Annotated in this window: 26 protein-coding genes; 16 read left to right on the forward strand and 10 right to left on the reverse strand. The window is 47.1% G+C overall.

Annotation, left to right across the window (positions count from 1 at the left end; all coding sequences use genetic code 11):
- Nucleotides 1–32 precede the first annotated feature (32 nt).
- The 4 genes from tenA (at nt 33) to J4N43_RS23345 (ending at nt 3,117) form a co-directional block, all read left to right on the forward strand.
- Nucleotides 33–701, forward strand: coding sequence for a thiaminase II (gene tenA / locus J4N43_RS23330; RefSeq protein WP_053304011.1), 669 nt, complete (start codon nt 33–35; stop codon nt 699–701).
- 12 nt (nt 702–713) lie between these two features.
- Complete coding sequence (gene thiM / locus J4N43_RS23335) at nt 714–1,505, forward strand: hydroxyethylthiazole kinase (RefSeq protein ID WP_158159445.1); 792 nt, start codon at nt 714–716, stop codon at nt 1,503–1,505.
- 61 nt (nt 1,506–1,566) lie between these two features.
- Nucleotides 1,567–2,181: a thiamine phosphate synthase gene (gene thiE / locus J4N43_RS23340; protein WP_005374296.1), complete on the forward strand. Its 615-nt coding sequence runs from the start codon at nt 1,567–1,569 to the stop codon at nt 2,179–2,181.
- Nucleotides 2,182–2,391: 210 nt separating this feature from the next.
- Complete coding sequence (locus tag J4N43_RS23345) at nt 2,392–3,117, forward strand: phosphatase PAP2 family protein (RefSeq protein WP_053308057.1); 726 nt, start codon at nt 2,392–2,394, stop codon at nt 3,115–3,117.
- Nucleotides 3,118–3,188: 71 nt separating this feature from the next.
- On the opposite strand, the gene J4N43_RS23350 is transcribed toward J4N43_RS23345, so the two are convergent.
- Together J4N43_RS23350 and J4N43_RS23355 are read right to left on the reverse strand one after the other, a co-directional pair.
- Nucleotides 3,189–5,636 carry a trimethylamine-N-oxide reductase 2 gene (locus J4N43_RS23350; protein WP_053308056.1) on the reverse strand — a complete coding sequence of 816 codons (2,448 nt, stop codon included), beginning with the start codon at nt 5,634–5,636 and terminating at the stop codon, nt 3,189–3,191.
- 22 nt (nt 5,637–5,658) lie between these two features.
- A complete protein-coding gene (locus J4N43_RS23355) occupies nt 5,659–6,753 on the reverse strand; it encodes a NapC/NirT family cytochrome c (RefSeq protein WP_158159444.1) in 1,095 nt (364 codons plus the stop codon).
- Nucleotides 6,754–7,023: 270 nt separating this feature from the next.
- On the opposite strand from J4N43_RS23355, the gene J4N43_RS23360 reads away from it, so the two are divergent.
- From J4N43_RS23360 to J4N43_RS23380, 5 genes are all read left to right on the forward strand, one after another.
- A complete protein-coding gene (locus tag J4N43_RS23360; RefSeq protein ID WP_017634358.1) occupies nt 7,024–7,539 on the forward strand; it encodes a GNAT family N-acetyltransferase in 516 nt (171 codons plus the stop codon).
- A 9-nt stretch (nt 7,540–7,548) separates the two neighbouring features.
- Nucleotides 7,549–8,280 (forward strand): glucose 1-dehydrogenase, encoded by a 732-nt coding sequence (locus J4N43_RS23365; RefSeq protein ID WP_005383319.1) that lies wholly within the window; start codon nt 7,549–7,551, stop codon nt 8,278–8,280.
- Between the two features lies 1 nt (nt 8,281).
- Entirely contained in the window at nt 8,282–8,752 is a 471-nt protein-coding gene (locus J4N43_RS23370) for a GNAT family N-acetyltransferase (protein ID WP_062730850.1), read from the forward strand.
- A 119-nt stretch (nt 8,753–8,871) separates the two neighbouring features.
- Nucleotides 8,872–9,339, forward strand: a complete 468-nt coding sequence (locus J4N43_RS23375; RefSeq protein WP_005374312.1) for an HAD family hydrolase — start codon at nt 8,872–8,874, stop codon at nt 9,337–9,339.
- 33 nt (nt 9,340–9,372) lie between these two features.
- Nucleotides 9,373–9,900, forward strand: a complete 528-nt coding sequence (locus J4N43_RS23380; RefSeq protein WP_047102510.1) for a GNAT family N-acetyltransferase — start codon at nt 9,373–9,375, stop codon at nt 9,898–9,900.
- A gap of 37 nt (nt 9,901–9,937) precedes the next feature.
- Here the strand turns inward: J4N43_RS23380 and J4N43_RS23385 are convergent, their stop codons facing one another.
- The 3 genes from J4N43_RS23385 to J4N43_RS23395 form a co-directional block, all read right to left on the reverse strand.
- Nucleotides 9,938–10,465: a hypothetical protein gene (locus J4N43_RS23385; RefSeq protein WP_031780817.1), complete on the reverse strand. Its 528-nt coding sequence runs from the start codon at nt 10,463–10,465 to the stop codon at nt 9,938–9,940.
- Between the two features lie 216 nt (nt 10,466–10,681).
- Nucleotides 10,682–10,969, reverse strand: a complete 288-nt coding sequence (locus J4N43_RS23390; protein ID WP_005374318.1) for a hypothetical protein — start codon at nt 10,967–10,969, stop codon at nt 10,682–10,684.
- A 66-nt stretch (nt 10,970–11,035) separates the two neighbouring features.
- Nucleotides 11,036–11,935: a DMT family transporter gene (locus J4N43_RS23395; RefSeq protein WP_017634359.1), complete on the reverse strand. Its 900-nt coding sequence runs from the start codon at nt 11,933–11,935 to the stop codon at nt 11,036–11,038.
- A 92-nt stretch (nt 11,936–12,027) separates the two neighbouring features.
- On the opposite strand from J4N43_RS23395, the gene J4N43_RS23400 reads away from it, so the two are divergent.
- A complete protein-coding gene (locus tag J4N43_RS23400) occupies nt 12,028–13,464 on the forward strand; it encodes an aminotransferase-like domain-containing protein (protein ID WP_199266781.1) in 1,437 nt (478 codons plus the stop codon).
- Between the two features lie 95 nt (nt 13,465–13,559).
- Here the strand turns inward: J4N43_RS23400 and J4N43_RS23405 are convergent, their stop codons facing one another.
- The 3 genes from J4N43_RS23405 to J4N43_RS23415 all read right to left on the reverse strand — a co-directional run bounded on the left by J4N43_RS23405 (nt 13,560) and on the right by J4N43_RS23415 (nt 17,366).
- Nucleotides 13,560–14,696, reverse strand: a complete 1,137-nt coding sequence (locus J4N43_RS23405) for a glycerate kinase (protein ID WP_042522351.1) — start codon at nt 14,694–14,696, stop codon at nt 13,560–13,562.
- Between the two features lie 16 nt (nt 14,697–14,712).
- Complete coding sequence (locus J4N43_RS23410) at nt 14,713–16,065, reverse strand: GntP family permease (RefSeq protein ID WP_020838395.1); 1,353 nt, start codon at nt 16,063–16,065, stop codon at nt 14,713–14,715.
- A gap of 158 nt (nt 16,066–16,223) precedes the next feature.
- Nucleotides 16,224–17,366: a sugar diacid recognition domain-containing protein gene (locus J4N43_RS23415; protein WP_158159441.1), complete on the reverse strand. Its 1,143-nt coding sequence runs from the start codon at nt 17,364–17,366 to the stop codon at nt 16,224–16,226.
- Nucleotides 17,367–17,600: 234 nt separating this feature from the next.
- Here J4N43_RS23415 and J4N43_RS23420 point away from each other — a divergent pair, with 234 nt between their 5' ends.
- Nucleotides 17,601–17,774, forward strand: a complete 174-nt coding sequence (locus J4N43_RS23420) for a hypothetical protein (protein WP_005374332.1) — start codon at nt 17,601–17,603, stop codon at nt 17,772–17,774.
- Between the two features lie 70 nt (nt 17,775–17,844).
- Here the strand turns inward: J4N43_RS23420 and J4N43_RS23425 are convergent, their stop codons facing one another.
- Nucleotides 17,845–18,207, reverse strand: coding sequence for a hypothetical protein (locus J4N43_RS23425; protein WP_017634365.1), 363 nt, complete (start codon nt 18,205–18,207; stop codon nt 17,845–17,847).
- 276 nt (nt 18,208–18,483) lie between these two features.
- Between J4N43_RS23425 and J4N43_RS23430 the strand changes: the two genes are divergently transcribed.
- The 5 genes from J4N43_RS23430 to J4N43_RS23450 all read left to right on the forward strand — a co-directional run bounded on the left by J4N43_RS23430 (nt 18,484) and on the right by J4N43_RS23450 (nt 22,516).
- Complete coding sequence (locus tag J4N43_RS23430) at nt 18,484–20,331, forward strand: M3 family metallopeptidase (protein WP_151515198.1); 1,848 nt, start codon at nt 18,484–18,486, stop codon at nt 20,329–20,331.
- A gap of 69 nt (nt 20,332–20,400) precedes the next feature.
- On the forward strand, nt 20,401–20,937 hold the full coding sequence (locus tag J4N43_RS23435; protein WP_252094179.1) for a DUF924 family protein: 537 nt from the start codon (nt 20,401–20,403) through the stop codon (nt 20,935–20,937).
- A gap of 24 nt (nt 20,938–20,961) precedes the next feature.
- The gene (locus J4N43_RS23440; RefSeq protein WP_033907198.1) at nt 20,962–21,291 is read left to right on the forward strand and encodes a DUF4144 domain-containing protein; all 330 of its coding nucleotides are present in this window, start codon (nt 20,962–20,964) and stop codon (nt 21,289–21,291) included.
- A 139-nt stretch (nt 21,292–21,430) separates the two neighbouring features.
- Entirely contained in the window at nt 21,431–21,916 is a 486-nt protein-coding gene (locus J4N43_RS23445; protein ID WP_025768760.1) for a VOC family protein, read from the forward strand.
- A gap of 174 nt (nt 21,917–22,090) precedes the next feature.
- Nucleotides 22,091–22,516: a VOC family protein gene (locus J4N43_RS23450; RefSeq protein WP_054578555.1), complete on the forward strand. Its 426-nt coding sequence runs from the start codon at nt 22,091–22,093 to the stop codon at nt 22,514–22,516.
- A gap of 78 nt (nt 22,517–22,594) precedes the next feature.
- On the opposite strand, the gene J4N43_RS23455 is transcribed toward J4N43_RS23450, so the two are convergent.
- Entirely contained in the window at nt 22,595–23,731 is a 1,137-nt protein-coding gene (locus J4N43_RS23455) for an MBL fold metallo-hydrolase (RefSeq protein ID WP_252094206.1), read from the reverse strand.
- Nucleotides 23,732–23,745 lie beyond the last annotated feature (14 nt).

Genomic DNA, 23,745 nt, shown 5'->3' on the forward strand with positions numbered 1-23,745 from the left:
GCCTAGGGTCTTTTGATAACGAGATACTCATAATGAAATACCAAGATTTGATCGACGCTTGCCGCCAAGATTGGCAAGAATACACTGAGCATGCTTTCGTGCAGCAATTGGCGCAAGGCACTCTGGCTCAGCCTTGTTTTCTGCATTACCTAAAGCAGGATTTTCTTTTCCTAAAGCAGTACGCACGAGCTTACGCATTAGCGATCTACAAAGCACGTACTTTGGATGACATGCGCCGTGCCCTACCAAGCGTACACGCATTGCTCGATTCTGAAATCGCCCACCACGTGACTTACTGTGAGCAATGGGGACTGACAGAATCCGACTTAGAAAACGAGCCAGAAGATTTCGGCACTGTGGCTTACACCCGTTACGTATTAGATGCTGGCATGACGGGCGATCTTGTTGATCTATACGCGGCACTAGCACCATGCTCTATCGGTTATGCCGTAATCGGTAAGATGCTGATTGAAGACGAAAGCACTGTGCTCGAAGGTAACCCATACGCAAGTTGGATCAACCTCTACGGTGGTGAGGAATTCCAATCTGGTGTCGCAAAAGGTGCAGAACACTTTAATCAGTTATTGGCGGAAATCGATATCAATAGTCAGCGTGGTCAAAACCTGATTCAGGTATTCAAAACTGCAACGCGTATGGAAGTGGCATTCTGGCAACAAGGTCTAAACGCTCAGCAAGATTAATCGGAGAGTCTCATGTTAATTGAACAAATCACCCAAGCATTAACCGCAGTACGCCAGCAAAAGCCATTAGTCGTCAACATCACTAACTACGTGGTGATGAACAACACGGCAAACGCGCTATTGGCTATCGGCGCTTCTCCAATCATGGCGCACTCCAAACAAGAGATGACAGAGATAATGTCGTTCGCTGGCGCATTGGTTATCAACATCGGTACCCTAGACAGCGTTTGGACACCACGTATGAGCTATGCCGTAGAGCAAGCCAATGCCAACGGTAAAATCGTTGTACTCGACCCTGTCGGTTGCGGAGCAAGCTCACTACGTACCGAGACATCACGTGAGATCGCACGCCTTGCCGACAAGTTGATCATTCGTGGTAACGCCTCAGAAATCATCGGTCTCGCTGGCGAACAAGCACAAAGCAAAGGGGTCGATGCGTTAGACAGCAGCGACGCAGCACTTGGCGCAGCGAACTTCTTAGTTTCAGAGTATGGTGCAAGTGTGGTGATTTCTGGCGAGACTGATTACATCATCACGAAAGAGCAAACTGTGCAGCTAAACAACGGTCACGAGATGATGCCATACGTAACCGGAATGGGCTGCACACTAACGGCACTGACGGGTGCTTTCGCTGCTGTTGGTGATCACTCCGGACTTGCTGCCGCGGCGGTACTGGGCGTTGTGGGTGAAATTGCGGCTGAGCAAGCACGAGGGCCAGGCAGTCTGCAAATGAACCTGTTGGATGAGCTTTACCAACTGGATGAAGAAACACTGGCAAAACGCCTAAAACTCCAAGTGAGTTAAGCTTTCTCTAACAAATACCGGCCTCTCATTCCCTGTAGATGAGAGGCCCAAAGGAAACAAAATGAACGCCTATCGTTTATATTTGGTCACCGATGACCAACAAGATTTAGCCACACTAAAGCGTGTTGTGAGAAAAGCCGTGGAAGGTGGCGTGACCATGGTACAAGTCCGCGAAAAACACGGCGATGTGCGTGCGTTTATCGAACGTGCTCAAGCCGTGAAAGACATCCTTAAAGATACCAATGTGCCTTTGATCATCAATGACCGCGTTGATGTTGCACTGGCAGTTGATGCCGATGGGGTTCACCTCGGGCAATCAGACATGCCCGCAACTATCGCTCGTGAGTTGATTGGACCAAACAAAATCCTCGGCTTATCCATCGAAAATGAAGAGCAGCTTGCAGAAGCGGACTCTCTTCCGATTGATTACATCGGCTTGAGCGCAATCTTCGCGACGCCGACCAAAACCAACACCAAGAAGTTCTGGGGTATTGATGGCTTGAAGATGGCGTTAGAGACGACTTCACTGCCGATTGTTGCCATTGGCGGCATTAACGAAAGTAACATTCCGCAACTCAGCGCCACTGGTGTTCATGGCTTAGCTTTGGTTTCAGCGATTTGCCACGCAGAAGATCCAAAAGCCGCATCGGAATATTTATTAGGGTTGATGAGCTAACCTTGCTCACGCCTGAACAAAGCGCTTATGGATGAGCGCGTTTGCCTTTCAGTACTTTCAACAACCTCTCCTTTCACAACGAAGAGCTGCAATGTCACTTTCACGCTCGAATTGACAGAGCGTTGATAAGTTTTTCACGCCAGATAACGTAAGATAAGCCCCTTATTTTCACGTGGTTGAATAACCCTCAATAAAAACAAAACGCTCTCAATGAAAACCAAAAAATATGGATTGATGATGCTCGCCTTGTTTGTTCTTGGCATCATCCCAATGTCGCTATTTGGCTCTTATCACGATCTCACCTCACAGGTGCCAGAAAGTCTGGGTATTACTTTTACTTTGCTCACTGATTCTGCTGGCAGCAAAGGCTTTTTAATTACCTTAACACTGCTACTGCTTTCTTTATTTCACTTTAAACCAAATCGCACTGAGTGGATGCAAAAACTCTCAATGTTAGGGCTGTTACTTGTGATTGGCTTTGCCAGCAAAACGGGGCTAAAACTGATGACAGAAAGCCCGCGTCCCTACACGGAATTGCTCGCAGCAGAACAATTGATTGAAACACCAGAAACGTTTTATCAGTTGGATACAAAGCAGCAAGCCAACGTAATTAACCAGATTTCTGAACACGTCAGTGATTGGCGAACGCGCCATTGGCAAGGCGAGAAAGACTATTCTTTCCCATCCGGCCATACGATTTTCGTTTCGATTTGTTTGGCTTTCTTTGGTGGTTTGTTCTTACAGAACAAGTGCTATATCTCTGCACTGTCATTGTGGATGTGGGGAATGAGCGTCGCATATAGCCGCTTATGGCTGGGCATGCATCGCCCTGAAGATTTAATAGGCTCAGTCTTGTTTGTCGCGATTGTATTTACTTTACTCCCGACATTTCAGATTAAGAAACAGATGCCGTTTGTTTCTCTTGCTTCGCGCTAATGTGAACGATTACTAGATAAAAAAAGAAGCCAGCGATTCGCTGGCTTCTTGCTTTAAAGCGCTACTTTTTTCTAGCCATTTCTTGGTGGTTCAAACGCTGTTAGTTCTAATTCTGGGCCAGTGTATTTTTCAATACGAACCAGTGCCGAGTTCGCCGCACAGCCGTTTGCAAGTCGAGAGGTCGGAATATCCAACGTTAACACGTTACAACCGCCGTTTTTACAAATGCCGGTTTTCGGATCCAGATCCGGCCAGCCGCCTTCATGAATACACACTGAACCTTGCTTGATTCGGTCAGTCACTTCTGCACCAACCAATACTTGGCCACGGTTGTTAAACGCACGAACTAGATCGCCCGTTTTAATACCACGCGCTTTCGCATCTTCAGGGTGAATCCAAATAGGTTCACGGTTTGCAATTGCGTACTCTTCGCGAATCTTCGCGTAGTTGAATTGGCTGTGTAGACGATGCGCTGCGTGAGCGGTCATTAGCTGCAACTCGCCATCTTTCGCAGTACCCGTGTACTCGGTTGGTGCCATCCACGTTGGATGTGGAGGACAGTCTTCCAACTGATAACCTTCAATGGTTTTCGAGAAGATTTCGATCTTACCACTTGGTGTACCGAGTGGATTCATGATCGGGTCTTCACGGAAATCTGCGTAACGAACAAACTGTGCGTTCTTCTCGTTCCACTTCATCTCGATCAGTTGGTTATCTTCCCAGAACTTGCTGAAGTTCGGCATTGCTACGCGAGAGCCACGGCCACCTTGTTGCGCCGCCTTGTAGAAGCCGTACAGCCATTCCATTTCGGTTTTGCCTTCGGTGTATACGTCACGGCCACCCGGAGCTAGCATCTCTGCCATGTCCGCGAATACATCGAAGTCATTACGCGCTTCACCTTGCGGCTCAACCACTTGCTTCATTGGCACCAAGTGTTGGTTACTGTAGTCACCCGTCATCGTTAAGTCGTTACGCTCGAACGATGTGGTGATTGGCAGAACGATGTCCGCGTGCTTCGCAGCCGCCGTCCAGTAAGGCTCTGAAATTACGATCAGCTCAGGCTTTTGCCACGCTTTAATCAAACGGTTGGTGTCTTGGTGGTGAGTAAAGTTCGCACCACCTGCCCACCAAATCATCTTGATATCCGGAAACGTCAGTTCATGACCGTTATGATGGTAGGATTGACCTGGGTTTTCCAACGCCTCGACAATACGCGCTACAGGGAAGCTTTGCACCGCGCCAGACACCGCCCAGTCGTTCCCCGCAGAAGAGCCGCCACCCAGCGATGCCGAAATCGCAGGAAGTACGCCAGCATCACGAGCAGGGTTACCACCGTTTGAGTAGTGGTAAGAGAAACCAAAACCACCGCCCGGTAAACCGATTTGACCCAACATCGTTGCCAGTGTAACCAGCATCCAGTGACGCTGCTCACCGTATTGTTGGCGCTGCATGCCCCAACCCGCCATCAGCATGGTGCGGTTTTTACTGAAGATGTCAGCCAGTAGCTCAAGTTGCTTCGCAGGTACGCCACAGATTTGTGATGCCCATTCTGCTGATTTTTCTACGCCGTCTTCTTCGCCCATCAGGTACGCTTCAAACTTGTCGTAACCTGCGGTGTATTTATCGAGGAAGGCTTTATCGTGCTTACCTTGTTTCACTAAGGTGTGTGCGATGCCCATCATCATTGCCACGTCGGTCATTGGGTGAGGAGCAATCCACTCCGCATTCTCACCAAAGAACTCGATGGTTTCAGAACGAATAGGGTCAATCGCAATGACCGTCTTGCCTGATTTTTTCAATTGATGGAAGAACTCAAGACCAGCACAGTCTGTTGAGCTCCACGCGATTTTTAGAGTGTTGATCGGGTTTAAGCCCCAAAGCACAACCACATCGCTGTGCTCTAATACCACTGGGTACGTAGTTTGTTGCTCGTACACTTCGATAGAGCCCACAACGTGCGGCATGATGACCTGCGCAGCCCCCGTTGAGTAGTCACCCAAGTGGCCTGAATAGCCGCCCGCCATGCTCATGTAACGTTGCAGCAAGGTTTGTGCTTTGTGCAGCACGCCACTTGAACGCCAGCCGTAAGAGCCTGCAAACACAGAAGCCGGGCCGTATTCTTTGCGAATTCGCATGTGCTGTTCGTGGATCAGCTTGTAAGCCTCATCCCAAGACACACGCACAAACTCATCACTACCGCGCACACCTTCTGGCGACGATGGGTTTGCCAAGTAGCCTTTACGTACCATTGGGTACTTCACACGCGCCTTGGTATGCACTTGGTCAGGCCCAGTAGTTTGTAGACTATTTGGTACAGTTTGTGGAAGAGCATTAGTAGTCGAAACCAACTTACCATCTTTCACTTCACATAACATTGGGCCCATGCGGCCCGCTGTCAAAATGCCCTTGCCACGCTGGTTTGAAGACGCAACAGACATAGGTGCAAATGAAGTGAATGCCATTGCACCAGCCGCCATACCAGTGCCTTTTAGAAATCCGCGACGGGTCATATTAGTCATAATCTTATCCTTCTATTTATCGTTAGTGACCAACCACATCTTTCGCGTGGTGCTGGAAGAACTTGGTTAGAACTTCTAGGTTCTCGGCTGAAATATCAGTTCGATCACCCATACTTTTCGCTACCGGTCCCCATGCATTCACTGTGAAGTGATTTGAAGGAATTTTCGCGTGACAAGTTGCACAGTAAACGTTGTCCAACTCTTCTGCGTATGACCATACTGGTTCAAGCGTGTCAACAACTGGAGAATCAATAGCGCCAGTTAGAGAAACCGCGCGCCATTCGTTGCCGTAAACATCTGCCTCAAATTCACCAGTTTCAAGCGCTTGTTGGCCTTGCTCTGTTAGCGTTGCTACGATGGCACGTTGACCTTCTCCCATGTAAAGCACTTGCTCTGCGCCTTTCATTTGGAATGCGTTCAACTTAACAGTGCGGTTGTCGCCTTCAGAGCTGATTACTTCCAACTTCGTCGTTGGGTTAATTTTACCCATCTCACCCATTGCGATTTCAGTCACAGGGTAAACGACTTTGGCACCAGGTGATGTTTTTGTGGTGAAGCTCATCAACGTTTCAAATGCCTTGCTGTCTAGCTCTGCTTCTGGTGCAAAGTGCGCCACACCTTTATGACAATCGATACACGTTTGATCGTTTGCTTTCGCGTAAGCGTGCATCTTCGCCGCATCACGTGATTGCTCAAACTCTTCCATTGCATCGAAATCATGACACGAACGACACGTCGCTGAATCATTTTCACGGAACTGAGCCCATACCGTTTCAGCCATATCTTTACGATGTGCTTCATATTTCTCTGGCGTGTCGATCTTACCTGTCACAAATTCATGGTAGATGTCTTTCGACGCGCGAATTTTGGTGATCAGGTAATCCATTGGTTCTTGAGGAATATGACAGTCAGAACATTCCGCGCGAATGCCTTTCGCATTACTGAAGTGCACTGAGCCTTGGTACTCTTTGTAAGGGGTTTCCATAGAGTGGCACGAGAGACAAAATTCAGTATCTGAGGTGTAATGCATTACTGCCGCACTCCCCCCCAAAGTTAACCAGCCCACACCAATGCCGGCAGCAACCAGCAGTGCAACATATCGTTTTTTTATTGACATAATTAGCAACACTTCCAAATAAAATGTAATTATAGGTCGCAAATTACTACTTTATGGGTAGTCCTCTCTTGATCCACATCATTTCCGTGTTGCTCTGTATGCCTCAAGTATGAAATTTTGTTATTTGCATCTCAAAGATGAATATATGGCAATAATCCATTACCCAGCCAACTATTCACCACATAAATCACTTTTATGAATGCAACTATTTGATTAAACAGATAAGAGGATGAGAGACTGAATCTCCACATTGATGCAGTAAGGACACGCATGTCAGTTTATATCGAGACGCACAGAAGCCAATTAAGACCCATCAAAGCCAGTGACTGGGAACTCTTTCAACGATTACTCTCCGAACAAGAGGTTATTGCGCTCTGTTTCGATCGTCCCAGCGAAACAGAAATAAGAGAAAAATTTGCTTCGCGATTATTACCATGGACCCCAAATTGCCAGCATTGGCTTTGCCTTGTAATACTCGATAAGCAATCTGAACAACCCATCGGCATCACTGGCTTTGCTATTGAAAACGGTAAGGCAGAGGTAGGTTACTTACTTTTGCCGGAATTTCATGGCCAACAGTTTGGAACAGAAACTCTTCAAGCGCTTCTATACTGGGCAACCTCGACACATAACATCAACCACTTTTCCGCGACGGTCACTGAAGGCAATATTGCGTCAGAACGTGTCCTGATAAAATGTGGTTTCGAACTCATTGAGGTCATTCCAGACGCATACCAAATTGGTGGCAAACCCTACGCCGATAAAATCTACTCACTACAAAAATAAGGACGTATTTTGAATAAAGTAGTCATCATTACCGGCGCAAGCCGAGGCATTGGAGCCGCAGCGGCGAAAAAGCTGGCCGAGCAAGGCTATCGCGTTTGCGTTAATTACCGCACTCAGCAAGAGGCCGCCGACCAAGTTGTGGCAGAAATACAAGCAAACGGTGGCAAAGCGATTGCCATCGCCGCAGACGTAGCCGATGAGAAGCAAGTGCTCTCCTTGTTTGATGAAACAGAACGTGAATTTGGTGCAGTGACGCACTTGGTCAACAACGTTGGCATCCTATTTACTCAATCGCCTTTGTCAGAAATCAGCTTGGAACGCTTTCAGAAAGTAATGAACACCAATGTGAATAGCTGTTTTCTCTGCTGTCGAGAAGCGGCGAAGCGATTCAGTGCAGGCGGTGCAATTGTGAATGTCTCCTCTGGAGCGTCGCGCTCAGGCGCGCCATTTGAGTATGTCGATTACGCCACATCAAAAGGCGCGATGGATACCTTAACTAAAGGACTCTCGCTAGAGTTGGCAGAGCGCAATATTCGCGTCAATGGCGTTCGACCTGGTTTCATTTACACTGATATGCATGCCGACGGCGGAGAACCAAACCGAGTAGATAGACTCAGCCCTCAAATTCCTCTTAAACGCGGTGGCACGGTAGAAGAAGTAGCAAATGCGATCGCTTGGCTATTAAGTGACGAAGCCTCTTATGTCACGGGATCATTTATCGATATTGCAGGGGGCAGATAGAATGCAAGTCCATATCCGACAAGCAACTCCCGATGATTTAGACGAAATTTTTCAGCTTAATTTTCAAATTAATTCACTGCATTTTGCGAATGCGCCAGAAGCCTTTGTTGCGCCTTCAGAAGCTGACCGTAAATTTCTTGCACAAGCACTAGAGAACAAAGAGCGACTCTTTTTGATTGCCGAACGCGAACAGCAAATTCTCGGCTTCTTAACCGCGATGATCACCCAAAACGACACCGTCAGTTTTCTGATCAAAGACCCAATTTGTCGCGTGGGAACAATTGTTGTCGATGAAGCGCAAAAGCAGCAAGGAATCGGCCGCCAACTGCTCCAAACCTGTGAGCAATGGGCGCGCGATGCCAATGCCACACAAGTTCGATTGGAAGTGATGGAATTCAATCAGCCAGCACAGCGCTTTTACGATAATCAAGGTTTTAAAACTAACTCACGCATTATGCTGAAACATTTGTAACGATAACGACAATTAAGCGCTTTTCACGACTAAACCCACCTAAATCGCATTTATCGATGCAATTTACCCCCCTGATTTTAGAAAAAGACGATATGATGTGCGGATAAGGAGATTCGAACATGATTTATCTTTTCGATTGGGGGAACACCTTGATGGTAGATTTCCCTCACGCACAAGGAAAAATGTGCGATTGGGAACACGTAGAAGCTGTTCCTCAAGCCAGAGAAACACTGGCAATACTTTCCCAAAATCATCCCATCTACATTGCGACCAGTGCATCTGATTCCAACATGGAAGAGGTTCAGCGTGCATTTGTTCGCGTCGACTTAGACCAATACTTAAATGGCTATTTTTGTTTTGCCAACCTCGGCATCGCTAAAAACCAACCTGAGTTTTATCTCGCCATCGCAAAACAGTTAGGGGTTAACGTGAGTGGAATAACCATGGTTGGCGATTTACCTCACAAAGATATTTACCCTGCGATGAAAGCGGGCGTAAACACAATTTGGTTTAACCCAACGGGCGCTGATGCACCAGCCGAAGCCATTCCTAACCAAATTCGTTGTTTATCTGAGCTTATCCCCTAACCGTTACTAACCTGCACTAATCAAGGAAGATGAATGCAAATCAGATCCATCAAGGTGAGCGATATCGCGCGCTTCACCGCGCTGTGGAATCGAGTGTACTCCGAAGGGGAATTTTTGATTTCTCCTGCACCCGATAACGCAACGCTTCGCAGAATCCTGCAACGTGTGGAAAACGAGTCCATCCCTCAGTTTGTCGCGTTTGACCGCCAAAAACTTATCGGTAGTGTTGAAATCTACCCAGCTGAGATGTGCGGTTACGAAAGAGGGCAACGCCTTCGCGTCGGTATTCTTGGTATTCACATCGACAAAAACTACCGAGGCAAAGGATTGGGGCGGAAACTATTGGCAGTCGCGATCGCACGTGGTTGGGAATTTGGTTACGACCAAATCGCACTCTACGTATACACAACCAACACACCAGCGATTGCTTTGTATGAACGGTTTGGATTTGAACATCAGGGAGAACTTGGGGAAGTGACCTTGCCAAATGGTAAAGTCTTGATGAGTCAAAAAATGATATTGTATAAAGCGCAAAGCCGTTCGAAAAGCCCAGATTTGTAGAGTCACGATAACCGTTGTTCGCAACACTTATTCGGGGTTAACACCCTTGCGTCACATGCCCTCGAACAATTGAATCGTTAGAGGCTTGATTCACGTAGTAGAAATAGCATGCTTCTTCTGCCAGTGTGTAACCTTGCGGCCAAATGTACACCACGCGATCAACACCCGATTTATCTAAGAACTGATAATCAGGAATAGCGACAAAATGAGCACTGTTTGGGTGCTGCTGACCGATGATGCAAAAATCACTGCCTTTGCACGGCACGTCAATTTTCGAATAACCTCTGGCTGGTAGATCGATTTCTAACAAAGCTCGAATACTATCGGCACTCGCTTCTGGCATGCCTTTGCGTGTTTTGACATGTCGGTCAATGTAGTGAACGTGCTCTTGGCCGTAAGCGTTATCAATCACTGATTGAGCATGAAAGAATTTGAGAGCCGTACCCAAAGAAGACTGAGAACTGTGCAGCATCGCAGCGTATGCTTGGCGATGAATATCGAGTAGTACTGGTAAAGCAGCTAATGCGATGAAAGCCAAAGTGGTAAGCACTATGGTGATTTCCATCAGCGTAAATCCCTTTGATTTCACGTTTCTTATCTCAACTAGCCCAAGACAATAGCCCCACATCCATGTGAGACCGAGCCAATATATCGCCAATTTCTTACGATTAAAGGCTTAAGGGGTAAGAAGAGACAAACACCACTCAAACTTGAGAACAGCAGCCAAAGAGCAGTGTAACAAAACGACGCTATGTGTCAGATATTAGACGGTTTTTACTCTCTAGTTACTGAGTAAAGGCACATTATTTCGCACCAGACCACGACGAACATTCGTGCACATTTTGCCAAAACGACGAATCTCATCGAACTGCGGAACAATGCCGCGCTCCATGGCTGACTCCCAATAAGTGACTTCTGAATCGACCATTTCCAACAATTTCTTCGGACAGCCAATGCACTGCCCTTCTGGTCCACATACAAACGTTTCTGGTTCATAAATTGGTAGTTCCGCTTTTACTTGCTCTATGATGCTACGCATGGCGGTCATTCGATCTGGCTTTACCTTCATCATTCTGCTCCACGGATTAAGATGAAGCAGATTGTACCCACTGGTACGAAAATGTCCCTACCCAATTTAGGTATATTCTGTTTGAATCGATTTCTTTATCGTCAGATCCGGCTTTTTAACCACCAAATACACCGCCGTAGCTGCCAGTACGAAACCAGAAATCCCCATCCAATCAAATGACTCTCCAAACGCGAGCCAAGCCTGAATCGCCGTCGTTGGCGGCACCAGGTAGAATACAGAAGCTACGCTCGATGCAGCACCGTTCTTAACCATGTACAGCAGCAGTAGAATAGCTACACAAGAGAGCACGACGACCAACCACAACACAGTCAAAATAAACTCCAGTTCCCACTGCACTTGCATGGTTTCAAACTGCATCGCAACGGGCAGAAACATGACGAGCGCGGCCAAATATTGCACCGTCGCACCACCCACCATATCCACTTGTTGGCAATGTTTTTTCTGATACAGCGTCCCTAGCGTGATACCAACCAAAGCCAATAAACACAAACCAATGGCCAACACTTTATGCTGCTCGGATTGCCACTCCATTTTGCCCATCAACACCATAGCGATACCGACAAAACCAAGAGCCAAACCCAACCATTGCGAGGGTTTAAATTCCTCACGAACAAACGCCACCAGCAAAGCCGCGGTTAAAATCGGTTGAATACCCACCAGCAACGAACTCAACCCAGCAGGCATACCCAAGGCGATAGCGAAATAAGTACCGCCCAGATAGAAACCGTGGATCAACGCACCAACCACACAGCTGTGCCAAAAATCTTTTCCTGTCGGCAACCTTCTACGCAATACCGCCACAAGAACCAAAAACAATAAGACATTGAATGCCATACGGATAGAAAGTAGTGTCGCTGGCTCGGCATATTGCAAACCAAAACGCGCACCAACGAATCCAGAAGCCCAAAGGATGACAAATACAAAAGGGATGGCTCGGATTAACATGATCGCCTCACTCACGCTTGTTTTATGTTTTGAGATACTGCTAATGTAATTAGGTACAGTGTTTTCAAAAAGTGACAGATGGAAGTGTTTTTATGGGTACAGATTTATTGGGAAGCGGTGAAGGGAATAAGTACCTCGTGGTGGAAAAACACCTCAAACAAGCCATTAATGATGGCGTTTATCAGGCGGATGATCGACTGCCCTCCATTCGCTCGTTGAGCCAAGAATTAAGCGTCAGCAAAAACACCGTGATTCGTGCGTATCAAGAGTTGGAAGCGCAAAACTTGGTGTACTCGGTTCCCAAATCGGGTTATCGAGTTAAAATCGCCTTGCCGACCTCTCGCTCAATTCCGGATCCGACTCGTGTGGATTTGCTCTCGATCTGCAAAGAAATCCTTACTTATCCTGAATACCAAGAGCGTTTGCCTACCGGTTCTGCCCACCCAAACATTGACTCCCCCGCGATCAAAAGCTTGTACGCCGAGATCGGCCGCCACAGCCGCCAGCAAACGCATGTACCGAGCCATTACCAATTACCACCCGGTGATCACCTCTTAATCAAACAACTGGCGAAAATCACACAAGATTTGGGCACGCCAGCCAAGTTGGATGAGATCATGGTGACGCACGGCGCGCAACAAGCCATTAGCCTAGCGCTGCGCGCAACGACACAAAAAGGCGATATCGTCGCGGTGGAGTCCCCTTGCTATTTTGGCAACTTATTGATGCTAGAATCACTCGGCCTCAAAGTGGTGGAAATTCCGAGTTGCCCACGCGACGGTATGTGCCCCGAAGCCTTAGCAAAAGCAATGGCGACATGGGACATAAAAGCGATAATCGTAACGCCAAACTTCACCAACCCTACTGGTGCCATGATGCCGCTAGAAAAGCGCCAGCAATTGCTCTTGGCATCTGGCAATATTCCTATTATCGAAGACGATGTGTTTGGCGGGTTAAGCTATGACAAGCCGTTGCCAAGCTTGAGATTGCTCGATGACAGGCAACGCGTAATTTACGTGAATTCGTTATCCAAAACGCTCGATTCGCGTTTGAGAATTGGTTGGATGTTGGCGGGGCGATATCGAGATCAAATTGAACAATATCTACTGTGTGAGAACATGGGCAGTTTGAACCTGATGCAATCCGCCGTGGCAACGTTTCTAACGTCAGGCAAGTATCGAACGCATACTGCGCGAATGGGTCGGGTTTATCAAAACAACATGCGACGATTTATCCAGATGCTTCATCAATACTTGGATGAATACGAACCTCTAAAAAATCGATACCAGATCAACGCCGTACAAGGCTCGTTCTTACTTTGGTTGCGACTGCCCGAAGACACGGACAGCTATGCGTTGTATCAAGCATGCAATAAGCACAGAATCAGCCTACTTCCCGGCACCGTATTTGGCACTCAAGGGCAATATCGGCATTGCGTACGCCTCAGCGTGGCAAACTTTGGTCATGAAACCGATTGGAGTCAAGCGATGCAAACACTGGCAAAATTGATAGCAAAGCATGCCTGTTAACTCGCTCTTGCTAAATGAACTTATGCCTACACACGCAAACACGTAACAACAAAAAACTCCACGCAAAGGTGGAGTTTTTCGTATCGTCATCGCCTTCAGTGCGACTTAATTTGCCACATTCTCGCGACGTTTTCGGCTAAGTTAGCAACGTTGACGTCGGCCTCTTTCATGGCCTCAGGTAAGCTCATCGCCCTTGGTACACAAGCAAACACCGCATCAATGCCGCACTCATAAACCGCCTGATAGTTGTCGCCCACACAGCCTGCTAATGCAATGACTGGTAAATTACACTGCTTGGCGACCTGAGCAACGCCCATCGGCGTTTTGCCATGTGCGGTTTGATGATCGATTCGACCCTCGCCTGTAAATACGATATCCGCATCCGCAACATGCTGAGCAAGTTTGACCGTTTCAAGCACAATCTCAATTCCCGGTTGCAAACGTGCTGGCGTGTACCCGAGCAAGGCCGCGCCCATACCACCAGCAGCACCCGCCCCTTCACGAGTCAGTACATGCTTACCCGTCGCTTGTTCCGTCAACTCGCCAAACTTGCGCAATGCGTTATCGAGCAGAGTAACGTCTGATACGGTCGCTCCCTTTTGCGGGCCAAAGATAGCCGACGCGCCTTTGTCACCACAGAGTGGGTTATCAACATCGCACGCTACCAACACTTCGCAAGTTGCTAAACGAGGGTCAAGACCAGAAATATCGATGGACGCAAGCGCCGCTAACCCGCCTCCATTTGGGGTAATTGCATGACCAGATTCATCAAGAAACGCCACCCCCAACGCGGTCAACATGCCCACGCCACCATCATTGGTAGCGCTGCCGCCCAAACCAATGATTAAACGTTGAATGCCTCTGTCTAGCGCGTGTTTGATCAGCTGTCCGGTACCAATGCTACTGGTCAGTTTTGGGTCGCGAGCGTCACTCGGCACAAGGTGTAGCCCACTGGCCTCCGCCATTTCAATAACCGCAGTTTCGCCGTCGCCGAGGATGCCATAAAACGCTTCAACATCATTCCCTAATGGCGCAGTCACTGTTGTGAAGACTTGTTCGCCTTGAGTTGCATCTATCAAAGATTGAACCGTGCCTTCGCCACCGTCTGCGACCGGAACCGTAACAAACTCAGCATCATGCCATACGCGAGCAAGCCCCGTCTTGATCGCCTCGCTCACTTGTTTGGCGGTTAAGCTTTCTTTAAATGAATCAGGTGCAATTACCACTTTCATACGTATTTCCAGAGACTTATAAGAGAACGAGGCTCAAAATGTACACCAATGCCATTGCCGTGACACCTTGAACGAGCGTAGCCATGGTTTGCGCGCGGTACGCTAAGCCCACCGACATGCGGCTAAACTGCGAAACTACCCAGAAGAAACTGTCGTTTGCATGAGAAACCGTCATCGCACCAGCACCGATCGCCATCACCGTTAATACGCGGCCCATTTCTGAATCGAGCCCCAATTGCGTAAGCATAGGCGCAACCAAAGCCGATGTGGTCACCAATGCAACCGTTGATGAACCTTGCGCCGATTTTAGCGCAGCCGCAACGATAAATGGCATGAAAATACCCACGCCCAGCGCCGATAGCGTCGTACCCAAGTATTCACCTAGCGGCGTTGCTTTTAATACCGCGCCAAATGCACCACCCGCACCGGTAATCAAAAGAATAGGCGCAGCAGCCGTAATACCTTGGCTGATTCGCTCGCCAAATTCTTCAATCTTGTTGTCTGACTTGAGTAGGCGAACAGAAAGGAACAGGCCAATCACCAATGCCGTTAGTGGCTGTCCTAAGAAAGTCAGAACATCAAACACAAAACCTTCGCCCAGCGGTAAGCTTGGGAATTTCGCGATAGAGCCAAAACAGATCAATAAGATTGGAACAAAAATAGGAGCAAATGCTTGGCTCGCCGTTGGCAATTTGCCGTAAGACGCTTTGAGTGCTTGCCAGTCATGCTGAATTCCCTCTGCGGCTTCAATGCCATCTGGTTCAACATGTTGGAATCGGTTCGCCCACAACATACCCGCTAACGCCGCAACCGCTGCAACAAACACACCCACACCAATCACTAAACCAAGGTTAGATTCCAGGCCTAAGTTACCCGCAGCGGCAATCGGGCCAGGAGTTGGCGGCACAAACGTGTGCGTCGCGTATAGGCCAGTAGCCAACGCCACACTCATCGCAACGCTTGAGGTTTTTAAACGCTTCGCGAGTGATTCTTTGAGCGAGTTCAGAATGACAAAGCCTGAATCACAAAATACCGGAACAGAAACGATGTAACCGATGATGCTCATGGTCAATGTTGGGAAACGCTCACCCAACACTTTAATAACCGTATCGGCCATGGTGATCGCCGCACCACTTTTCTCCAAAATAACACCGATGATGGTACCTAAAACGATAACCAAGCCAATGTAACCAAGGATGCCGCCAAAGCCAGAAGCAATGGTTTTGGCAATGCTATCTGCCGGTAAGCCGTAAGCAAATGCCGCAAGGAACGCCGCGATGATCAGCGCTAAAAAGGGATGTAATTTGAATTTGGTGGTCGTGAGCACAATAAATGCGATCACCCCGAGCAGGATTAATATAAGGTTCATGATAACTCCATTTATTCTTATTTTGCTGAGCGAGTCCGTGTTGGCTCACTCAACATGTAGGGACGCATGAATTATTAATCGTTTGCTTTAGAATTCCTTTAGGCGGAGTGACAAATGATGTGGTCAAAAAATGACGCGTATTGTGCAAATGCACAATGTCACGCCATTTTTGAGAGCCGAGTCGCAATATAAAGCTCCGCTAACCCCACAAAATTGGTGGTTGGCAGCCCTGTTATCTCGGTGATTTTTTCTAGCCGATAACGCAGTGTGTTCCGATGAATAAACAGCATTTTAGAGCATTCTGTCACATTGCCATTGCATTCAAACAATGCATCTAGGGTTTTCAGTAATTGCCCAGATTTGTCTTTCTCTTTCAACCGTGTCACGCCATCAATAATTTGTTCACCTTGCCAAATATCCGCCAACGGCGCTAACAGCACAGGCAAACGAAGTTCATCGAACAGGTACTTACGTTTCTCTGGGTAGAATTGCTTGCCAATGGCTAATACCTGCTTCGCGCTTTGGTATGACAACGCGACATCTTTAGGCTCATTAAACAGCTGCCCTAGCGCAATGTGAAACGTATGCGAATCGTGATCGCTTAAACGCGACATCAACTTATCAATGCGTTCACTTTCGATTTGGCTATCCCACTGCTTGGCGGAATGACACGGTTTCAGCACCACAATTTCATTCACTGAGACAATCGCAACTAGGTTGTTACGCTCTGGGTATTCAAGCAGCTCAACAATATTGCGCACACTCTTCATGCTTTTTGAGGCGGACGGCGTCGAGACTTCAATCACCGTTGCCACCCGTGGTTGAGTAACATCGATAGAAAGACGCATCGCCCAATCTTTCAGCTCTTCATCGGTCAATTTCCCATTGATCCAAGCCAGAATAAACTCTTCGCGATGACGTCTGTCCCACTGAAATTTTTCCACCAGCGCGGCTTGCTCGATTGTCAATTCAGCGGTCATTTTAACCAGTTTGGCAAAATCTCGGATTTTCTCCGGCTCGCCTGTGACACCAACAATACCGACCACGTCGCCATGTAATTTCAACAACATATTGATACCGGGTTTGACACCCTGCAACGTCAAACATTGCTGCTCATTAAGCTCTAGCGAATCGCCATGATTCAGCGCCAGTACCGCGCCATCATGCACTTGCCCAACACGTTTAGGGTCGCCACTGCCAATGATGATGCCTGCCGAGTTCATCACATTCACATTGTGACCAATGATGGACATGGTTCGATCAACAATTTGTTGTGCTAAAGCGTGGTCGAGAATCACCATTTCGAGTTTCCAAATTGACCGTTTAATCACTCAATAAATCACAAATGGCAAACTATCGCGATGCTGCGGTTCTAAATAACGGAAGCAGCTCAAAGCAATATCCAATTACCCATATTTAAAAAGTGGATTAAACCTTCATTTTTAGCAGCGGGTTATATACTTAGAACAAAGGTTACCAATGCATTCTTCACTGTGCATTGATGCCACTCGTCTACCTACAGAGGAGAGATCAACATGGAGTTACGGAATAAATCGGGGGAAGTTGCAAATATTGCTGATAACCTCACTTTGAAGGAAATCACAGAAATGGGCTACACCGTAGATTTATGCGATGAAGCATTTGCTCCTGGAGAGCATTGGAAAGCGGAAGGTAAAACGCAAGGTATGGGCGAGTATCCAGAGGAGTAAACGTCCTGACGAACCAGCGCAAAAAAGCGCTCCACAAACAGAAAAGCCGAGCGACTTAACGCTCGGTTTTTTACTTTTGAACTTCTTGAATAAACAAGCTCATCTCTTCAAGATAGTTGCCGTTTGAGCATCCCCAGTCGGTGACCTCAATCAACTCTGTAACTAACTGTCCAGACTCATCATCTTGCACTCTCTGCACAAACGCTTCAAAACGTTCCAGTTGCGCCTGACTCTTAACGCCATGCACGGCATATTCTACAAGCAAGCCGTTATAAGTCTGCCAGCGCTGGTCGCCAGCAACATCATTGCTTAAAATCACAGAACACTTTTGTTGAATGCTTTCAACCGCATCATTTCTTGGTGGCGCGACTGTAGAACATCCAACTAAAATCGTACCTACCGCCAATAACGTAACTTTTGTTTTATTTATCATATTGTTTCCAACTGTATCGCCACGATATGGAAATCTTATTACACCTGATAAGGATCATCGATAGCGCATCGCGGATTAATTACTTAATAAACTGTAAACTCCATACCAGTCTTAATACTGCAAGCTCAGAACTCCTATTAACTCACCCAAAGGTAAACAAATAGTAAAATCACCTTTACGCGATGCAAAATCGACAAATGAGATTAGCGTTCCTTTCTCGCGACCAAGCGTGCAATAATCAACTGTCTACATAACGAAACCATTTGAAGGATCAAAATGACCGCAACGGATTACCTCAACGACCTCAATCAACGTTACCTTGCGATTCACCGCACCAAAGAAGATTTCTTTTGGGAAACTTACATGGGGATCAGCGATGACCATGATGGCTCGACGCAAGCACAAACGGCATGGACAAGCTTTTTAAGCAACGCCGAGCAAATTACTGCCATCAAACAACAGCTTGAAGCCGCGGACTCAATTACCGACCCACAAGAGAAACAACAAACCATGACGGGTCTATCTGGTTGGCTGGCGATGTTTGAATCTCACGCTATCGAGGGCGAAAAAGCACAAGCGTTGAAAAATCAGCTCATTGCCTTTGAAGCTGAGCTGTTCGAGAAAAAACAGAACCACGTACAAACGTTTACCGATGAAAACGGCGAGCAAGTGGAAGGTTCACTGCCAGTATTGAGCTCAACCATTCGCACCAACAATCATGAAGAAGTTCGCCAATCGGCTCATCAAGCGTTGCTGAACCTTGAACAATGGCTACTGCAAAACGGCTTTATAGAACTGATCAAACTACGCAACCAGTTCGCTCGCTCACTGGGTTATGCGACCTTCTTTGATTACTCCGTGCAAAAAACGGAAAAGATGAGCTCTGAGCAGCTATTCGAGATTTTGGAAGATTTCGAACAACGCACGCGAGATGCGCACCTCAACAGCTTAGAAAACTTGGCGAAAGAGAAAGGCGCAAGCGCACTCACCGGCTTCAACTTTGTTTACTCGTTCGCGGGTGACGTCATGCGTGACCTTGACCCATACGTGCCGTTCTCTAAATCTCTGAGACGCTGGGTAGAATCGTTTGGTCGTCTGAATATTGATTACTCTGGCGCGACGCTAACGCTGGATTTGTTAGACCGCAAAGGTAAGTACCCGAACGGGTTCTGCCACGGCCCTATCCCTTCATTCTACAATCAAGGCGAATGGGTCGCAGCACAGGTGAACTTCACCAGCAATGCCAAACCAGACCAAGTGGGCAGCGGCTACGATGGCATAAACACGCTGTTCCACGAAGGTGGTCACGCAGCACACTTTGCGAACGTAAAAATGAACGCGCCTTGTTTTTCGCAGGAGTTTGCGCCGACGTCGATGGCTTATGCAGAAACTCAGTCGATGTTCTGTGACAGCCTGTTAACCGATGCCGATTGGCTAAAACAGTACGCACTGGATGATGAAGGGAATTCGGTTCCTAATGAGATCATTCAAGCGATGATCAACAGTCGTCAGCCATTCAAAGCTTATGAAGAACGTAGCATCTTGGTTGTGCCATATTTTGAGCGCGCGTTGTATCAATTGAGCGATGACGAGTTAACGCCAGAGCGCATCACTAAGCTCGCTCGCGATTGTGAAAAACAGATCCTTGGTTTGGAATGCAGCCCTCGCCCACTGATGGCGATTCCACATTTGCTATCCGACGAAGCAGCTTGTGCGTATCAAGGTTATCTACTCGCGCACATGGCGGTGTATCAGACCCGTGCATACTTCCTTGAGAAGTTTGGTTACCTGACGGATAACCCAGAAATTGGCCCACTGCTGGCAAAACACTACTGGCACGCAGGCAATCACTTGTCGCACAACGAAACCATTGTCAGCCTGACTGGCGAAGGCTTCAATGCCAAATACCTTGCAGACGTGTGTAACCTGTCGCCAGAACAGGCATGGGAAGTGCAGCAGAAGAAAATCGACTCACTTGCGACGCGAGAGCGAGCATCAGTCGCTTCACTGAACGCCGCGATTAAAGTCGTCGACGGCAGTAAAGAGCTGGCAAGCAACACCATCTCTGACGAACAAATGTGTGACGATTTTGAACGTTACATCGTAGAGACTTACGGTCGATAACACGCAGAAAGCCAGGAGCTCGCCTTCTGGCTTTTTATTCTTTAGCTAATGCAATAGGAAGGAAGATCCATGTACCAAGAAGTCATCAAATTTTGGTTCGAGGAGCTATCGCCCCCAAATTGGTTTGAAAACAACCCAGAACTGGACAAGCGTATTGCATCGCGATTTGCCTCGGTATTAGAACAAGCCGCTCGTTGTGAACTGTTTAATTGGCGTAACAGCGCACAAGGACGATTGGCCGAAATCATCGTCCTCGACCAGTTTTCACGTAATGTGTATCGCAACACCCCAAAAGCGTTTGCACAAGACCCACTCGCATTAGCATTGGCTCAAGAGGCAATTCGGTTAGGTCACGACAAAGAATTAGCGCCTGAGCAGCTAAGTTTTTTGTACATGCCGTTTATGCACAGCGAATCTCGCCTCATTCATGTCGAAGCTGAAAAATTGTTCCGCGCATCAGGGCTTGAAAATAACTACGATTTTGAGCTAAAACACAAAGCCATCATCGACCAGTTTGGGCGCTATCCTCATCGCAATGCGATACTGGGAAGAAAGAGCACTCCCGAAGAGTTAGCGTTTTTGCAACAACCTGGGTCAAGTTTCTAAATAACAATGAATAATGAGTTAACCATGAGAGACCACGCAGTATGCTGGCCATGCTTGCTAAAACTAGACGGCGACGATGAGCTGATCTACACGCATTCCCAGTCCGACTTAGACTCTGAATGCGAAGCCCTCATTTTTGGGCAAGATGATTACGTTATTGACTCAAATGGCAACACGTTCGAATTGAAAAACAATGGTTCGAACACCACTCTTTTACACCCAAAAGAACGAACGCTGTCCGTAGAAGAGGTTACGTCATTAATCCAATCGCATGAATTCAGCCTCGCGCAACGGTGCATTATCAAGATTCATTTCACCTCGGTGAGGCAAGCTGTTGAGGCCTTAGCTCACTAAATCAATCCCAATACGCACATCATTAAATAAAATTATCATTTTTATAATTTATGATAATTTCATGTAATCAATATCACGCCATATACTCTCCCACATCGAAACAAGACAACGTTCAAACACACATGTTGGGAGCAAACAAATGAAAATGAATCATGTCGGTATTATGGTCGGAGATATGGACAAAGCGGTTGAGTTTTACACGCAAGCGCTAGGTCTAAAAGTCGTTATGGGCAACACGAAAGTGATTGAAGAACGCGAAACGGCAATTGGCAGAATGTGTATTGCGGTCTTTGGGGAAGGCTTTAAAGGCTTCAACATTGCGCACCTTGTGACAAGTGATGGCATCGGCCTTGAGTTATTCGAAATGAAAGAGCGTCAAGAGCGCCATGAAGTGGATTTTTCTCGCATCGGTATCTTCCATTTCTGTTTGCAGACAGACGATTTTGAAGGTGCTATCAAACGCACCGAAGCACTAGGTGGCAAAGTTCGCATGGACATCATGCGTTACCACCCAGAAGACGATAATAAGCCTGCGAAAATGGTTTACCTAGAAGACCCATTCGGTAACCTATTCGAGCTTTACTCACACTCTTACGAAGAAACTTACGCTTCTGATTACGAGTAATAGCCCCATCCATATACCAAAAGGCTAGCAATACGCTAGCCTTTTTTGTTTGCTTTAAGTTGCAGTGTTTCTGCACTCGCTCTAGCAAAAAAACGTCTGGAATTTGATCATTTCTCTCACCACTTTTAAGGTCACTTTATACTTACCTCAACACAATGCAAAAAGGAGTGAAGCATGCCCACCAAAAATCCAATCGCCATCAAAGCGCTTGATCATGTTGTTTTAAGGACCTGTAACCTCGATGCTATGTTGCATTTCTATCGAGACATTTTGGGCTGCCCTGTCGAGCGCCAAGTAACGGAACTTGGTTTAACTCAACTTAGGGCAGGTAACGCATTGATTGATGTAGTGACGGTAGACAGCGAATTGGGTCAACTCGGCGGAAAGCCACCAGTTCAAAATGGTCGTAATATTGATCATTTTTGCCTGCAATTGGCGCCTTTTTCCGAGGATGAATTACTGGAATATCTGCGTTCGAACGGCATTGAAACCGAAGAGTTTGCGAAACGCTACGGCGCACAAGGATTCGGTCGCTCACTCTATATTCATGATCCGGAAGGAAATATCGTCGAGTTAAAACCTCAAGTGATTGATGAGTAAGCGAGTAAAAAAACCTTGTTATATTCTGAAAATAACAAGGTTAACTTCTAAAATAATTATTGAAGTAAGAACATATTATTAAGTCAAAATTCTAGCTGGCTCACCTGTTTCTTTTTCTCGCCACCATTGTTTATTTATCTGTTTTTTATGAACGAAAAAACTCTCCCCCGGCATTGGCGTCAGCAGCGTTATATGTTCTTTTTGACAATGGGCAAGCAAATCTAAAATCGGTTCGTCCCAGCGGTGAGTAAACAGCTCGTATGTAGCCCAATGTACTGGCAACAGTTTTTTCGCATTTAAATCGCGAAACGCTTGCACGGTATGATGAGCCTGCATGTGCCCCCAGTTTTCGACCGGATAACCTTGGCCTTTCACATCAGCAGCCACTTCCAAACAGGCAATGTCGATTGGTCCACATCGCAGTGCGATCTCGGAAAAGTGCGAATCGTAAGCTGAATCGCCACTAAAATAGAGCGTCTCTTCTTTGCCTTTGATGACCCAAGAAGCCCACAGGGTCGCGTTTTTATCGAAATAAGTACGACCCGAATTATGGTTAGCAGGCGTACAAATCAGTTCGATTCCGGCATAGTGCACGCTATCCCACCAATCGAATTCCACGATGTTGTCTGCGCAAACGCCCCACTTTATCAGATGCTTGCCAACCCCTAAGGGCACATAAAACGTCACGGATTTATCAGCGTAGAAACGTATGGTCGATGCTTCTAAATGGTCGTAATGATCGTGCGAAATCACGATAATTTCAGGAATCGGCAAACAATCTCTGGCGTAGGTATTGGGAATATTGCGTTCAAACCACGCTTTTGCGACGAACGGAGAAGCGTAATCAAATACCGGATCGGTCAGAATTCGAATGCCATCGACCTCCACCAGCATGGTGGAATGGCCCAGCCAAGTAACGCGCATCGATTCACTTCGCTGTGCAAACTGCGTAGGTTGAATTGGGAAATGTGGCAAATGTTCGTTAGGACTCAATGGCGTTCTACCACCAAGATAGCTCCAACACACCTGCCAGAATGATTGCGGGCTAGGGACATTTGGCATCTCGTTTTTAACGCGGCCGTTTTCAAATTGAGGCGAGTGGTGAACACGGTGCGCCAACTGCGCATGGTAGGTTTGAGGGGAAATCAGTGAACTTGGCTTTTGTGTCTTTTGTTCACTCGTTAGGTATGTGCGCTTAAGTATCGTCTCAGACATATCGTAGTTTTGTC

This window comes from Vibrio sp. SCSIO 43009 (genome assembly GCF_023716525.1).
In the GTDB taxonomy this organism is placed as follows: Bacteria; Pseudomonadota; Gammaproteobacteria; order Enterobacterales; family Vibrionaceae; genus Vibrio; species Vibrio alginolyticus.

Excerpts from the sequence above, each read along its gene's own strand:
- J4N43_RS23455 (WP_252094206.1), bottom strand. The coding sequence starts at position 23,731 with ATGTCTGAGACGATACTTAAGCGCACATACCTAACGAGTGAACAAAAG.
- J4N43_RS23430 (WP_151515198.1), top strand. The coding sequence starts at position 18,484 with ATGACCGCAACGGATTACCTCAACGACCTCAATCAACGTTACCTTGCG.
- thiM (WP_158159445.1), top strand. The coding sequence starts at position 714 with ATGTTAATTGAACAAATCACCCAAGCATTAACCGCAGTACGCCAGCAA.
- J4N43_RS23450 (WP_054578555.1), top strand. The coding sequence starts at position 22,091 with ATGCCCACCAAAAATCCAATCGCCATCAAAGCGCTTGATCATGTTGTT.
- J4N43_RS23345 (WP_053308057.1), top strand. The coding sequence starts at position 2,392 with ATGAAAACCAAAAAATATGGATTGATGATGCTCGCCTTGTTTGTTCTT.
- tenA (WP_053304011.1), top strand. The coding sequence starts at position 33 with ATGAAATACCAAGATTTGATCGACGCTTGCCGCCAAGATTGGCAAGAA.
- J4N43_RS23425 (WP_017634365.1), bottom strand. The coding sequence starts at position 18,207 with ATGATAAATAAAACAAAAGTTACGTTATTGGCGGTAGGTACGATTTTA.
- J4N43_RS23355 (WP_158159444.1), bottom strand. The coding sequence starts at position 6,753 with ATGTCAATAAAAAAACGATATGTTGCACTGCTGGTTGCTGCCGGCATT.
- J4N43_RS23440 (WP_033907198.1), top strand. The coding sequence starts at position 20,962 with ATGAGAGACCACGCAGTATGCTGGCCATGCTTGCTAAAACTAGACGGC.
- J4N43_RS23420 (WP_005374332.1), top strand. The coding sequence starts at position 17,601 with ATGGAGTTACGGAATAAATCGGGGGAAGTTGCAAATATTGCTGATAAC.
- J4N43_RS23405 (WP_042522351.1), bottom strand. The coding sequence starts at position 14,696 with ATGAAAGTGGTAATTGCACCTGATTCATTTAAAGAAAGCTTAACCGCC.
- J4N43_RS23375 (WP_005374312.1), top strand. The coding sequence starts at position 8,872 with ATGATTTATCTTTTCGATTGGGGGAACACCTTGATGGTAGATTTCCCT.
- J4N43_RS23350 (WP_053308056.1), bottom strand. The coding sequence starts at position 5,636 with ATGACTAATATGACCCGTCGCGGATTTCTAAAAGGCACTGGTATGGCG.
- J4N43_RS23410 (WP_020838395.1), bottom strand. The coding sequence starts at position 16,065 with ATGAACCTTATATTAATCCTGCTCGGGGTGATCGCATTTATTGTGCTC.
- J4N43_RS23390 (WP_005374318.1), bottom strand. The coding sequence starts at position 10,969 with ATGAAGGTAAAGCCAGATCGAATGACCGCCATGCGTAGCATCATAGAG.
- J4N43_RS23395 (WP_017634359.1), bottom strand. The coding sequence starts at position 11,935 with ATGTTAATCCGAGCCATCCCTTTTGTATTTGTCATCCTTTGGGCTTCT.
- J4N43_RS23415 (WP_158159441.1), bottom strand. The coding sequence starts at position 17,366 with ATGGTGATTCTCGACCACGCTTTAGCACAACAAATTGTTGATCGAACC.
- J4N43_RS23435 (WP_252094179.1), top strand. The coding sequence starts at position 20,401 with ATGTACCAAGAAGTCATCAAATTTTGGTTCGAGGAGCTATCGCCCCCA.
- J4N43_RS23400 (WP_199266781.1), top strand. The coding sequence starts at position 12,028 with ATGGGTACAGATTTATTGGGAAGCGGTGAAGGGAATAAGTACCTCGTG.
- J4N43_RS23360 (WP_017634358.1), top strand. The coding sequence starts at position 7,024 with ATGTCAGTTTATATCGAGACGCACAGAAGCCAATTAAGACCCATCAAA.
- J4N43_RS23445 (WP_025768760.1), top strand. The coding sequence starts at position 21,431 with ATGAAAATGAATCATGTCGGTATTATGGTCGGAGATATGGACAAAGCG.
- J4N43_RS23380 (WP_047102510.1), top strand. The coding sequence starts at position 9,373 with ATGCAAATCAGATCCATCAAGGTGAGCGATATCGCGCGCTTCACCGCG.
- J4N43_RS23385 (WP_031780817.1), bottom strand. The coding sequence starts at position 10,465 with ATGGAAATCACCATAGTGCTTACCACTTTGGCTTTCATCGCATTAGCT.
- thiE (WP_005374296.1), top strand. The coding sequence starts at position 1,567 with ATGAACGCCTATCGTTTATATTTGGTCACCGATGACCAACAAGATTTA.
- J4N43_RS23370 (WP_062730850.1), top strand. The coding sequence starts at position 8,282 with ATGCAAGTCCATATCCGACAAGCAACTCCCGATGATTTAGACGAAATT.